The sequence below is a fragment of the Paenibacillus sp. FSL R7-0198 genome, assembly GCF_038000415.1.
Classification (GTDB): domain Bacteria; phylum Bacillota; class Bacilli; order Paenibacillales; family Paenibacillaceae; genus Paenibacillus.
The window spans coordinates 2,856,120-2,869,080 of sequence record NZ_JBBOCB010000001.1 but is presented as its reverse complement, the minus strand read 5'-3'; the positions used below and the strand labels follow the sequence as shown (position 1 = coordinate 2,869,080).

Annotated in this window: 10 protein-coding genes; 9 read left to right on the top strand and 1 reads right to left on the bottom strand. The window is 36.3% G+C overall.

All coding sequences use genetic code 11. From position 1 onward, the window contains the following. Positions 1–18: 18 nt before the first annotated feature. Complete coding sequence (locus MKY87_RS12455) at positions 19–1,986, bottom strand: O-antigen ligase family protein (protein ID WP_340964647.1); 1,968 nt, start codon at positions 1,984–1,986, stop codon at positions 19–21. Between the two features lie 619 nt (positions 1,987–2,605). Here MKY87_RS12455 and MKY87_RS12450 point away from each other — a divergent pair. Genes MKY87_RS12450 through MKY87_RS12410 form a run of 9 tightly spaced genes read left to right on the top strand, consistent with a single transcriptional unit; the run spans position 2,606 to position 12,954 of the window. After that, positions 2,606–3,898: a glycosyltransferase gene (locus MKY87_RS12450; protein WP_340964646.1), complete on the top strand. Its 1,293-nt coding sequence runs from the start codon at positions 2,606–2,608 to the stop codon at positions 3,896–3,898. A 1-nt stretch (position 3,899) separates the two neighbouring features. Further along, positions 3,900–4,976, top strand: a complete 1,077-nt coding sequence (locus MKY87_RS12445) for a mannose-1-phosphate guanylyltransferase (protein WP_340964642.1) — start codon at positions 3,900–3,902, stop codon at positions 4,974–4,976. A gap of 56 nt (positions 4,977–5,032) precedes the next feature. Beyond that, a complete protein-coding gene (gene gmd / locus MKY87_RS12440) occupies positions 5,033–6,004 on the top strand; it encodes a GDP-mannose 4,6-dehydratase (RefSeq protein ID WP_340964639.1) in 972 nt (323 codons plus the stop codon). Between the two features lie 7 nt (positions 6,005–6,011). Next, positions 6,012–6,974, top strand: coding sequence for a GDP-mannose 4,6-dehydratase (locus MKY87_RS12435; RefSeq protein WP_340964636.1), 963 nt, complete (start codon positions 6,012–6,014; stop codon positions 6,972–6,974). Beyond that, on the top strand, positions 6,975–7,742 hold the full coding sequence (locus tag MKY87_RS12430; RefSeq protein ID WP_340964634.1) for an ABC transporter permease: 768 nt from the start codon (positions 6,975–6,977) through the stop codon (positions 7,740–7,742). It abuts the gene before it with no gap. A 27-nt stretch (positions 7,743–7,769) separates the two neighbouring features. Next, positions 7,770–8,480: a hypothetical protein gene (locus MKY87_RS12425; protein WP_340964632.1), complete on the top strand. Its 711-nt coding sequence runs from the start codon at positions 7,770–7,772 to the stop codon at positions 8,478–8,480. 16 nt (positions 8,481–8,496) lie between these two features. Next, on the top strand, positions 8,497–10,086 hold the full coding sequence (locus tag MKY87_RS12420; protein WP_340964629.1) for an ABC transporter ATP-binding protein: 1,590 nt from the start codon (positions 8,497–8,499) through the stop codon (positions 10,084–10,086). After that, the gene (locus MKY87_RS12415; protein WP_340964627.1) at positions 10,076–11,914 is read left to right on the top strand and encodes a glycosyltransferase; all 1,839 of its coding nucleotides are present in this window, start codon (positions 10,076–10,078) and stop codon (positions 11,912–11,914) included. Before MKY87_RS12420 ends, MKY87_RS12415 begins: the two co-directional genes overlap by 11 nt. Further along, complete coding sequence (locus MKY87_RS12410; protein WP_340964625.1) at positions 11,911–12,954, top strand: glycosyltransferase family 4 protein; 1,044 nt, start codon at positions 11,911–11,913, stop codon at positions 12,952–12,954. Before MKY87_RS12415 ends, MKY87_RS12410 begins: the two co-directional genes overlap by 4 nt. Positions 12,955–12,961 lie beyond the last annotated feature (7 nt).

The window sequence follows — 12,961 nt, the reverse complement described above, 5'->3', positions numbered from 1 at the left end:
CACTAGTGCATTTTGTTATTAGAAATTCAGTTCTGCTATCTGTTTAATCTCGTCTGCTTCGTTAGGTGCGACAGTGATAAGCTTATCATATATAGCTTGATCTTGTTGCCCATCCTTCGTTAGAGCGGCAAGGTACCAACGAGCAATTTCACGGTTGGTAGCATCGGTCAGATCCTCTGCAATCCCACCCTTAAGGGTAGTAGCAGCTCCAGCTGAATCGTTTAACATGTATTTTATTTTCCCCGCGTTCAGAATCATTGTTGGAGTCAGCTCGAACGGCTGTCCTTGAAGTTGTCCTTCAGGGAGGGTCTTTAGATGCTTTACTCCATCAACAACGTGCTGGTAAGCCTCCAGCCCTGAATTGAAGTAAGATTCCTTCTTAGCCGTATCGCCTTGTCCAAGTGCTTGATATCCTAGATCGAACGAACGGGTGATTAGCCGTTCGTACCACTCCATATCCCAGATATAGTTGTTGGCATATTCTTTTTGAAGAGTATAGGCATGTTCATTATCACCTTTAAGCTCATAGAGTTGGATCAACTGTTTAACCATGCCTTTGTTGTAGGGTTCTGCTTTTAGCCCTTTTTGAAGCAAATCTACACCAGCATTGTAGAACTGATCATCTTGTGTTTGTTGAAAACCTTGTTGGTAAAGCGAAGAAAGCGTCAGCAGGGAATCAGAATGTGCACTGCGAATGGCAAGGTCCTTATCCAGTGGAGCTTTGATTTCCTCAAAAGATTGGCTGATTTCTGCAACTTCCTTCGCTGCATAAGCATAATGATTTGCTTGTAAAAAGCGCACGGATACAATCAACAGTACAATGATCGATACTCCGGCAATGGCGGTATAGATTCCTCGTGCAACAGATGAGCTTACTTTAAAATGCTGAACTGGCCGTGGGTCAATCGCTGCCGCCATGCCCCCAAACCCGATAAATACCAGCATGCCGATGAAGACGTAACTCATATTGAAATCGAGAAGACTCAATACCAGAATTGTCATGGACAAAATAAAAAATAAAAAATGTGACTCTCTTTCACTTTCGTCTCTTCGCAAGTAGCTGCGAACGAATTGATAGAAGATATACAGAATAAATGACATGAAAATGATAAATCCGATAATTCCGACTTCCACCAAGTACTGCATGAAGAAGTTATGCGCCTGCGCACTAACATATGGATTGTTCTGATACTTCTCGTACAGCGCAGTCCAAGCCCCACCACCTGCACCAATCAATGGGTAATCTGCAATGACCTTGGCAGCATCTTTGTAGAAGGTGATTCGTTCAAGAACACTGTGCTGCTGGAAGTTGATGTTTTCCAGACGCGTACTGATACTATCAGGCAAAATGTTACGAACACTGGTACCCAACAGCAACACTGCAACGATAATGGCGAGCAGTATGGAGCCTAGCGGGATCCACAAGCTTGAGCCTTTACGTTTACCCCAAGCTTGAAGCTTTGTTTCTAACGTGGGAGCGATCCAACGTTGAGTAGCCCAGATGATAATTGCTATAACGATGGATGCTGCAACCAGATAAGTCCAACCCTTGGCTGCAACTCCGGCAGTGAACTGTTGCTGCAATTCGAGTCCGGCGGTATTGACCGGATTCAAGATAGCTACTGTTCCTATTCCTGAAATGACAAGATAAATGAACCATAAAATCTGTTTTGCTGGTTTAAGCAACAACAGGATAATCACTAACACGATTGGCATCATCACAAGACCTGTCCGCGAAAGTGTAAGCAACAGGGACAGCAAGATAGGAACAAGCATAAAGGCATGAACCAACTGTATGTACACCTTTTTAGAGCGAATCAGGCTAAAGATGCTAATGAACAAAAATGCCATCAGGAATGCTGCGTATGTATTAGGATATTGAAACACCGAAGCAAGTCGTGGACCATTGGCGTCGTTCCAAATCGTTTGAGTATATACCCCATTAACAACACCTGAAGAGAACCAGCCAACTAGCCTACCAGCCAAATTGGAGGCCCCAAACCAGTTCAACAAACCAAATCCGACAATTACATATGCAATTCCTATTAAGGAAGATTGTATGATATGATTGATTTTGTTGTTTTTGAGCAGGTACATAGTCATCACAAAGATCATGGCATAAATACATTGAATGAGGATCATGTTGACTGACAGATAATCAGAAACTGCACTTAAAAGTGATAGAACGTAGGTAAGTGGCAGTAATATAACCACGATCTTTAGCCAGTCTTGGTGAGTCTCTAACTTAATCTGTTTGAAGTAAACAGCAACCCAAATAGTGAATAGGAGGGCTGTAATGGTAATTGCCCAATAAATGGGTCCCTCAAATTGAAGCAATTGTCCGTTAAATAACGCAACTTGGAATGAAGACCAGAGTAGAAATAAGATAAGTCCTATTTTTAAAGCCCATAGTAATGGTGACGTCGAATTGTTAGTTACTTTCCTCGACGTCTTGTTAGATTTCCCGTATACTGGATTCGACAAGGTATGATTCTCCTTTTCTTGTAGATACGACAATATTTTATCATAGAATGTGTATGTTGTCCTATTACGCTTGTAGTAGAGTCGACTCTAATTGAAAATATAAAGGACGATAAAATGTCAAATGGTAAATCCGAAATCATTAATATATAAGATTCTATACAAGGTTGCTGTTAGATTGAAACCCTTGAGTGTTAAGTTTTTTTCAACTAAGGTCAGACAGCAGATTAAGCATAAATTACTTAAGACAGCTTTTCCTTTGCAGAAAAATGACGAATCAACGCATTTTACAGGGAGCATTTCAGGCATAAATCTCGTGGGTTATGCCCGTGCCGAGATGGGAATTGGAGAATCCTGCAGAATAGCTGCGAGGAGTATTACCGCTATTGATAATATGAACTTTGGAATTATCAATTTCACGGGGACCAATTCAGCCAGAATGAATGATACTACATGGATCCACAAAGAGATTGTTGAACCCAAGTACAATATTAATTTGTTTCATATTAATGCTGAGCAGATGATCGAGGTTTATTCCCAGTATGGAAACTCAATTTTTAAAAACCGCTATAACATAGGTTATTGGCACTGGGAACTGTCCGATTTTCCGGATGATTGGAAGGAGAGCTTTAACTTAGTTAATGAAATTTGGGTACCTTCCACGTTTATTGCAGATTCCATTGCACAAAAAAGCCCAGTGCCTGTAGTGAAAATCCCACATAGTATTGAAGTTTCCATACAGCATATAAGAGACCGGGCCTACTATAATTTACCGCAGAATGCATTTTTATTTTTAACGATGTATGACTTGAAAAGCTATCAGGAAAGAAAAAATCCGAAAGCTTCAATTAGAGCGTTTCAAACCGCCTTTTTACCGGACGATCCGTCCGTAGGCCTCGTAGTAAAAGTAAACGGCGTTGGATATGCACAAAAAGATCTAGAAGAACTGCATGAAATCATAGGGGAATATAAGAATATTTATCTAATTGAAGAGACGCTTACAAGAAATGATACAAATGCATTGATTTCTGTAACAGATAGTTATGTTTCTCTTCACCGAAGCGAAGGTTTCGGCCTGGGGCTTGCTGAGGCCATGTATTTAGGTAAACCGGCTGTGGGTACAGGGTGGTCGTCCAACTTAGATTTTATGAATCATTATAATTCATGTTTAGTGAGCTATACCCTAGTGAATTTGAAACAAGACTTTGGTCCGTACAAAGCATACCAATATTGGGCTGACCCTGATATAGAGCATGCAAGCTATTATATGCGTAAACTTTATGATGATAGAAACTACTACGAACAGGTATCGTCAAAAGGAGAGGAGTACATTAAGGAGCACTACTCTCCACATACCATTGGGAGTTTGATTCAGAAAAGATTAGAGTATATTTCTATGTGGAAGTTTGGAGGATGAAATGAATATTACATGTGTTATCATGGCTGGAGGAAAAGGTGAGCGTTTTTGGCCTAAAAGCAGAACTAATCTTCCTAAGCAATTTTTGAATATTTCCGGTAACAAATCTATGATCCAGCAATCTATTGCACGGTTGGAGAAGATGGTTGACATCTCTCGTATATTCATTGTCACGAATGAACTATATGCAGAGTTAATTAAGGCACAAATTCCTACGTTACCTGCTAATAATATCATCATTGAGCCTGTGGGACGAAATACAGCTCCCTGTATCGGCTTGGCCTCTATTATTATTGAGGATCGCTTTCCGGACAGCACAATGATAGTAATTCCCTCAGATCACATTATAGAAAACGAAGAGGGATTTATACGGATACTAAAAACGGCTGTTGAAGTTGCCCAGGATAACGAGAATCTAGTTACACTTGGAATCCAACCTACATACCCTGAAACAGGTTATGGCTACATCGAAAGTAGTGATCAAACCAGAGAAGTTAATGAACTCTCAGTTCATAAAGTTAATCAGTTTGTCGAGAAACCGGACTTGGTTACAGCGCAATCCTATCTAGAAGCGGGGAATTTCTTATGGAATAGTGGTATTTTTGTGTGGAAAGTTAACACAATTAGACATTATATAGAAGAACTGATGCCAGAAATGCATGATGTTTTGGAGACCATGAAGGTGGTACTTGATTCAGAAAATCGTGATGAACTGATACGTTCAGAATTCTTAAAGATGCCTGATCAATCTATAGATTACGGGATTATGGAGAAGGTAAGTAACATCTATGTAATTCCGTGTGTATTCGGTTGGGATGATGTGGGCAGCTGGACAGCATTGGAACGAATTAATGAACTAGATGAGAATGGAAATGTGATTCGTGGTAACATTCTGAACCTAGATACCAAGCGGTGTATTATTGAAAGCAATGGCAAATTGATTGCGACTCTAGGTATTGAAGATTTGATCATAGTGGACACTGAAGATGTGACTTTGATTTGTACTAAGGAAAAAGCGCAGGAAGTAAAGCTGCTTCTTAAAGAATTAAGGATGCAGAAGATGGAAGAGTATCTTTAACTTACAAGGATTAATTAGAGTATCATTTTATTTGCATATCAAAGGAGAACTTACAAATGACCAAAAATGCATTGATTACAGGAATCACAGGACAAGATGGATCTTATTTGGCAGAGCTTTTACTAGAGAAAGGTTATAAAGTTTACGGTCTTCGTCGTAGAACAAGTGTACCAATTATGGAGAATATCAATCATATTAAAAATGAAATTGAATTTATTGATGGGGATCTTCTAGATCAAGGTTCTTTGATTCAAGCTGTTAAAAAGTCAAATCCAGACGAGGTATATAATCTGGCTGCCCAGTCTTTTGTTGCAACATCATGGGATCAACCTGGTATTACAGGACAAGCTACAGGTGTAGGAGTTACCAATATGCTTGAAGCAGTTCGTTATATCAAACCAGAGGCAAGGTTCTATCAGGCTTCCAGTAGTGAGATGTTTGGTAAAGTAATGGAGACTCCTCAAAGAGAAACTACCCCTTTTTATCCAAGGAGCCCATATGGTGTTGCTAAAGTATATGGACACTGGATTACTGTGAATTATCGTGAAAGCTATGATATGTATGCCTGTTCTGGAATCTTATTTAATCACGAATCTCCACGTCGTGGGGTGGAATTTGTTACCCGGAAAGTAACCGATGCAGTCGCACGTATCAAATTAGGACTCCAAAATGAACTTCGTATGGGCAACTTAGACGCTAAACGAGATTGGGGCTTTGCTGGTGACTATGTTAAGGCCATGTGGCTCATGCTTCAGCAGGATCAACCTGATGATTATGTTATTTCTACGGGAGAAACTCATACAGTTGAAGAACTTGTACAAATTGCTTTCGACCACGCCGGTCTCAATTGGAGAGACTATGTTGTCATTGATCCAAAGTTTGTCCGTCCAGCAGAAGTTGATCTTTTGTTAGGGGATTGTACGAAAGCTAAAGAAAACCTGGGCTGGGAACTGGAAGTTGGTTTTGAGCAGTTAATTAAGATGATGGTTGATAGTGATCTAAGTAAAATACAAGGTTCTATAGGTTAGGTATCCAATGAAAAAAGCACTGATTACAGGAGTGAATGGATTCGTCGGACGATATCTGGGATTAGCCTTGAAAAAACGAGGGATTACAGTTTACGGCACTTCTCGTTTGAAGCGATGGGAGAAGACAGAGCAATTAAATTTTGTTGATGAAATAATAATATCAAGTTTTTCTGATAAAGAAGACATTAAAAGGGTCATTAATCAAGTAGAACCTGATGTGATTTTTCATTTAGCAGCTCAAAGTAATGTTCGCCAATCTTGGAATAGTCCTAGCGAAACAATCTTGGCCAATACAATGATAACTTTACTTCTGTTTGAATCAGTCAAAGAGATATCAAAATCGATTCGGATTGTTACAATTGGTTCTTCAGAAGAATATGGGCATTGGGATGGTATCAAGTTTCCTATAGTAGAAGATGAACACTTAAATCCAAAAAATCCGTATGCTATTTCAAAAATGAATGTATCTCTGTTTGCTAAGGAATTTTCAAGTGTATTCGGACTAGATATAGTGCATTTAAGGCCTTTTAATCATATTGGTCCTGGTCAAGGGGCGGGCTTTGTCGTCCCTGACTTTGCACAACAGATCGTTGAAATAGAAAAAAAAAATAAAAAACCTGAAATTATAGTTGGGAATTTGAGTGCAAAGAGAGACTTCACAGATGTAAGAGATATCGTTGAAGCGTATGTCTTAGCGGCTGAACAGGGAATAACGGGACAAATATATAATATCTGTTCCGGAGAATCCGTGGAAATATCGTATGTATTGAAGAGTTTAATTTCAATGTCCTCAGAGAATATTGTTGTTAATATTGACGAGAGTAAATTTCGTCCCAATGATATTCCTGATTATTATGGTTCAAATTCCAAATTTAAAGCCCTGACGTTTTGGAAACCACAATTCACATTAAAACAAACTTTAAATGATGTCTTGAATGACATGCGCAGTAAAAGAACGGATGGTAAATGAATGAAATCTAATAATATTCGTCTTACTTGGGATATGGTGAAACGAGAGTTTAAGAATAAGTATGCTGGTTCTACATTAGGATTGCTGTGGAGTCTTCTTTTGCCTTTGGGTTACATTATTATATACACAACAGTATTTTCGCAGTTAATGTCTGCAAAACTTCCTAATATGACAAGTACCTTAGACTATAGTGTCTATCTGAGTTCCGGCATACTAGCATGGACAGTTTTCAGTAGTACATTAGTTCGATTTCAAAATATATTCATTGAAAATTCTAACATTGTTAAAAAAATATATTTTCCTAAATACATTTTAATTAATTCATTAACCATTTCATCAATAATTGAATTGGTGATGAATTATTTTTTGCTTTCCATAGTTCTAAGTTTATTCGGTTTCTCCTTACAAATAAATTATATGTTGGTTCTATTTATTATCATCTTGCAGCAACTTTTCTGTACAGGTTTAGGGATGATTCTATCTATGTTTAATGTGCACTTTAGAGATTTAAATCAGTTCACATCGATCTTGGTACAAATATGGTTCTGGTTAACTCCTATAGCGTATATATCAAGCGTTCTTCCTACTGGGGCCCAACAATTTATTCAATTTAATCCTATGATGTATTTTATTCAGGGTTATCAGAATTTAATACTTTATGGAGAAATGAATAATATAATCGTTTTGATTATAATTTCAACAGTGACATATTTATTGGGATGGTTAGTTTACAGAAAAATGATTGATGACGTCACCGATTTAATATAGAAGATTTAGGATTAAGAAAGAGGTGTCATGATGCAGAATTCGAATTTTGATGAAGAAGTCATTAAAAAAAGATTGAAAGAAAGAATATACTATGCAATTGATAATAAAAGTGAACTAAGCAAGCAACATGATAATAATTCCATGCAGCCTTTAATTGATACACATAATATTTATAATGTGGAGTTCTTTTCTCCTAGGAAAGTAATTGGTAAATTTGTTGTGTTTTCTAAAAAGGCAATTCGGAAGTTGATGTATCCAATACTTATTAAACAAATTCATTTCAATCAGAGGGTTATTGATCATCTATATATTGTCGATCAGAAATTGACCCAAAATGTTGATGAAGCGAGACTACGTGCTTTGGTATCTCAGTTAGTAGAAGAAATGGTTAGTGAATTCCGGATAGTTCTTGACACATCTACTGAGCAAATAAAACAAAATATTATATCTGAAAATCATCTGTTGAATAGCGAATTGCAAGAAGTGTTAAAGAAAGAAATTGGGATAAAGGTTGATGAAGACAAGTTGAAGGAGTTGGATGGGGTTATAATGATCTCTGAGATGAAAGCTTCTGTTCTTAGAGATATAGCTAATATAGAACAAGATGTTAATAAAAAATATCAGCTATTGTTACTGGCGCTCAAAGAAAGCCCTGATAATGTAGAAATTGAGACAGAAGTATTAAAAACATTTGAAGAACTTCATCAAAGCGAGTTGAAAACGAATGGACATGTATAATTCCAGGTTGCAGTTATTGCAACCGGATCTGGAGATTGTTTCTCGAATTGGAGAAATGAATTCTATAAAAATACTCGTTACTAATATTGGTTCTGAAGTATGGTATCCATATGATAAAACAAATCCTATATTAATCGGATATAGTTATTCCGATGGAAAGGGATTAAGAAAAGAAGGAATTCGTACAAAACTTCCATATAATATTTCACCTGGGGAAAGTGTTGTCGTAAATTGTTGTTTTGTTATTGAAGAAAAGTTAGATGAAGTACAACTCAGATGGGATTTAATTCACGAAGGGAAATCATGGTTCGAGGGCTATGGCAACATAGTTTTAGAAACCACTGTTGAATTAAATAGTGCTATTACTAGAGAAAAAGTTATGAATGATGAAACAGCTATTATATGTTCTAACCTATCTAAAAAATTTAAAATGTATTCAAACAATTTTTCCAAATCTAAAGAGTTGCTTACATTAGGTTTAGTAAAGCAACATAACAATTTTTGGGCTCTCAAAGATGTTTCTTTTGAAGTGAAAAAAGGTGAGACGTATGGCATTGTTGGCTTCAATGGTTCGGGTAAAAGTACATTACTCAGTATATTAGCTCAAACCAAAAAACAGAGTCACGGTTCATTTAAAGTGAATGGAAGAATTGCAGCCTTGCTTGAGTTAGGTGCTGGTTTCCATCCAGAACTTACGGGCAGGCAAAATGTCATGTTTAATAGCTATCTATATGGGATAAACAGCCAGGAGATTTTGAGCAAAATTGATAGCATACAAGAGTTTGCAGGTATTGGAGATTTTTTTGAAAAACCTGTAAAAAGTTACTCCAGTGGCATGTATGTCAGATTGGCTTTTTCATTAGCTATTCATGTTGATCCGGATGTGTTGATAATTGATGAAGCATTAGCTGTAGGAGATGAGGTTTTCCAGAGAAAATGTTATACCAAATTCGAGGAATTTAAAGCACAAGGCAAAACAATTGTACTGGTTACCCATGATCTGAACGCTGTTAGAACACTATGTGATCGTGCATCCATTCTTTATGATGGGAATTTAGTTTTTGAAGGTAATTCAAATGATGTTGCTAATTACTATCAGAAAATGTCGTTAACAGCTAATTTGCAAATTACGAATCATAAAGATGAAAGTTTAGAAAAACTAAGGTATGGAAATGGGAAGGCCAGAATAAGTAGCTATATTTTTTTTGATGGATTGGGAAAGGAAACCACTGTTTTTTCAACAGGTACTACCCTCAGGGTTAAAATAACCGCAGAAGCGGTAGAGTATATTGAAAATCCTGTAATAGGCATTATTTTCAAAACAATTAGTGGCGTAGAAGTGTATGGAACGAATACAAAAGAGTTGAAATGTATCAGTCCTTCAGTAGACAAAAATGATAAATTCACTACAGTTTTCTCTATCCCTAACTATTTAAATGAAGGAACCTATTTTGTTACCTTGGGGATAACAGATCAGTCTAATGGAGAAATTGTAACTATAGATCGACTTATTGACGTTACCTTTGTAAGAGTACTCTCAGATAGTAAATGTATAGGATTGGTGAATTTAAATGTGGGGGGAGCTGCTGAAATTAATGTCAACTAATTACACGAGTGATCAGGAAATATATATTTTTTGCTTAGGGTTTAAAAAAGAAAAGGATATTGAAGCAGTAAAAAAAGAAGCTTTAACTTATTATAAATATTATAAATATACAAAGCTGTATGATAATTTTAAGTTTATTTCTTTAGAACATGATGTAAAAGATAATGTGGAATTATATGATCCTGAATTAGATGTCTTTTATTGGGGAAATAACTTTGAGAATCTACTGAAGGAACAGCAACCCAATATAATTCATGTTTTTTCAGATAGCTTAGATAGTTATTATTTATTTCAGAAGAATTATAAGGAAAAGATTTTTATAACTTATGTTACGATCACAGGTATTAATGGTCTTCCGCAATATGAAAATAACTACCTCGAATATTTGAGACATGCTATTGATGTCGGAAATTTGTTTTTGTTTGTAGAGTCTGCGGTTGTAAAAAAAGATTTTGAAGAAAAAGGATTAAGAACTACTTTAATGTTACCGAAGGTTAATTTAGACTTAAGCCTCTTTGCTCCAGAACCTCATAATGTTTTGACTCTTGGCTTCGCTTCTGCACCTTTATCAAAAGATTTATGGGAAGATAGAGGGGTGTATTTATTATTATCATTAGCGGAAGAATTAAGTGATTTTAGGTTCAAATTCGCATGGAGATACGAAGGTTATGAAGAAATTCTCAAGCTTATTGAGGAAATGAATTTACACAATGTTGAGGTGTTAAATGGGTACCTCAATATGTATGATTTTTATAGTGACATTGATATAATGGTTGCCCCATTCACAGTAGATAAGCATAATCATTCATCACCGTTATCAATTGTTGAAGCCTCTGTTTTGGGAATACCTGTCCTAGTGACTGAAATGGTAGGAATAGCAGATATTATTCGCGATAATCAACTTGGGGTGGTCGCAAGCTGTGATGCAGGCAGCATGGTTGATAATATTCATAAACTATTTGACAATTATGACTATTATAGAAAGAATGCAACGGAAAAAAGTGCGGGGCTATTTTCTATATTTAGTAATGATGTTAGCTATCTTCATTACTATAAATCATCTGAATCCCAAGCGACTGCGCCGGATTTATTAGAATGGCGTAGGCAGTTAGAGGGTATCAATAGTAGTCTAATCATGAAGAAGGATAATATGGCTAAGTATTATAATGATAAATTCATAGCTGACAATTATGATGAACATAGATTTTCCTCTTATCCTATGCGTACGTATGATGAGCTTGAAAGAAAATCTATAAAAATTCTTGTGGAAAAGTATAAATTCAGGAGTTTTTCAAAAGAGAATTGTATCATTGATATTGCTTCAGGAGATGGTAGAGTATTAAGGACATTAACACCATATGGTTCTGTAACTGCTGTTGAAAATTCAGCATATATGATATCTGTCTCAGCAAAAAAACTTCAAACCAATGATAAAGTAATATATGTAAAGAGCGACTTCTTTGAGTTCAATACCACAGAAACATTTGATGTTGTTACTATGTTTAGATTTCTGAGACACTTTGATTATTTGGATCGGAAAATAATATATAGTAAAATTCATGGATTAATCAAGGATGGAATTGTAATTGCTGATTTTCCAGACAAACGCTCTGAGACTCAGTTGAGGGAATCTCTTGGATGGTCTGCTTTTAATATATATGATGTTTTTTGGACTGAGGTTGAAATTATACAAGAGTTAAATGACAATGGTTTTGAAGTATTAGAAATGATTCCCGTAGGCGAACTGCTGATGTCTAAGGAACAGATAAGAAACAACCATTTACCATTATCCTTTACTGTTTGTTTTAAGAAAAGGCGGACTATATGAAAAAAAAAATAGCAATATGTCATTCTCAGGTACCCTTTTTTAAAGGAGGGGCAGAGTTACTTGTTCAATCGCTTTCAACTGAACTAAACAAGCGAGGTTATCAATCGGAAATAATTTCAGTACCCTTTAAATGGTACCCAAATAACCAACTTATACAGAGCATGGTCAATTGGAGAGGGATCGACCTGTCTGAAAGTAATGGTGAGAAGATTGACTTAGTTATAGGCACTAAATTCCCTTCTTATGGAATTCAGCATCCTAATAAGGTGACATGGCTCGTTCATCAATATAGACAAGTTTACGATTTGTTGGGAACCCAATTTAGTCAGTATGGTTCCTCTCCAGAAGATTACTCTATAAGAGAATTAGTTAAGAGATTTGATAATAATTCCTTATTAGAATCAAAGAAAATTTATACAATTGCCGATAACGCAACGAACAGACTTAAAAAGTATAACAATATCCAATCGGAAACGCTGTACCATCCTCCAAAACATGTTGGCTCTTATTATAATAATGAGATTGGTGATTACGTTCTATCAGTCGGACGTTTAGATAAACTTAAAAGAACAGAATTCTTAATTGAAGCAATGGCTTACACAAATTCAAATATAAAATGCGTTATTGCTGGGGAAGGCCCTGAAAAGGAAAATCTCAAAAGAATGGTTGAAAAGCTGAATCTAAAAGATCGAGTTGTTTTCTTAGGCTTCGTAGAGGACAAGACCCTTTTGGAGTTATATTCCAATTGTTTGGCTGTGTACTATGCTCCATTTGATGAAGATTATGGGTATGTGACTTTGGAGGCATTTCTTTCTAAAAAGCCTGTAATTAGTAGACGTGACTCAGGTGGAGTTTTGGAGTTTTTAGTTGAGGAAAGTAACGGTTTCATATTGGATACAACTGAAGACATTGCAGGGAAGTTAAACTTTCTTTCAAATAATAAGAATGTGGCTTCTTCTATGGGGAACAAAGGATACAACGATATACAACATATCACATGGGACAATGCAATTGATAAATTGACAGAAACAATTAGATAGGAGTCGA

Excerpts from the sequence above, each read along its gene's own strand:
- MKY87_RS12450 (WP_340964646.1), top strand. The coding sequence starts at position 2,606 with ATGGTAAATCCGAAATCATTAATATATAAGATTCTATACAAGGTTGCT.
- MKY87_RS12445 (WP_340964642.1), top strand. The coding sequence starts at position 3,900 with ATGAATATTACATGTGTTATCATGGCTGGAGGAAAAGGTGAGCGTTTT.
- gmd (WP_340964639.1), top strand. The coding sequence starts at position 5,033 with ATGACCAAAAATGCATTGATTACAGGAATCACAGGACAAGATGGATCT.
- MKY87_RS12435 (WP_340964636.1), top strand. The coding sequence starts at position 6,012 with ATGAAAAAAGCACTGATTACAGGAGTGAATGGATTCGTCGGACGATAT.
- MKY87_RS12430 (WP_340964634.1), top strand. The coding sequence starts at position 6,975 with ATGAAATCTAATAATATTCGTCTTACTTGGGATATGGTGAAACGAGAG.
- MKY87_RS12425 (WP_340964632.1), top strand. The coding sequence starts at position 7,770 with ATGATGCAGAATTCGAATTTTGATGAAGAAGTCATTAAAAAAAGATTG.
- MKY87_RS12415 (WP_340964627.1), top strand. The coding sequence starts at position 10,076 with ATGTCAACTAATTACACGAGTGATCAGGAAATATATATTTTTTGCTTA.
- MKY87_RS12410 (WP_340964625.1), top strand. The coding sequence starts at position 11,911 with ATGAAAAAAAAAATAGCAATATGTCATTCTCAGGTACCCTTTTTTAAA.